The sequence below is a fragment of the Rheinheimera oceanensis genome, from assembly GCF_018831085.1.
Taxonomy (GTDB): Bacteria; Pseudomonadota; Gammaproteobacteria; order Enterobacterales; family Alteromonadaceae; genus Alishewanella; species Alishewanella oceanensis.
In genome coordinates, this window is record NZ_JAGPNM010000053.1 from 1 (window position 1) to 466 (window position 466).

The 466-nt window shown below is 46.6% G+C and carries 1 protein-coding gene; it reads left to right on the forward strand.

Annotated features, from left to right (window positions below):
- Positions 1 to 25 precede the first annotated feature (25 nt).
- Complete coding sequence (locus tag J3B89_RS21060) at positions 26 to 394, forward strand: hypothetical protein (protein ID WP_215399555.1); 369 nt, start codon at positions 26 to 28, stop codon at positions 392 to 394.
- The last annotated feature ends 72 nt before the right edge of the window (positions 395 to 466 follow it).

The following is a 466-nucleotide window of genomic DNA, read 5'->3' on the forward strand; positions in this document are numbered from 1 at the left end:
GCGTTAGGGCATTATGCAGATATCAGTGATTCAACTGACCAATGACGAAATCGGAGAGCTCCTCGATAGCGCCCGGATAATGCTACATCAAGGAAAGTTTGAAGAGTTTGCCGATAAATTTGGGTACGCAGTGGCTTTGGGGCGCAATCTTGTTGTCGCCATAAGCGCAGATTACAACGCTGCTTTAGAAACTGTCGGGGCCAGCGGCCTAAATCCAAGGGATATCGGCAATTTTAAGATTAGTTTGATTGATCCTACTAATATCGGGATAAATGGCATAGTTGAGCATATCGTCAAAGCTGATAATGGACGTGAACTATTGATTGAGTATGTATTCAGTGGCTCTGATGGGAAAAACCATATTACTTGCGAGCAAATCGGTGTATTGCCCTAACAAGCGCCTTAAACATCGCGGCCTGCGGCCGCTGGACTCGCAACAAGTTGCTCGCCGTTTAGGCGTGCGTTA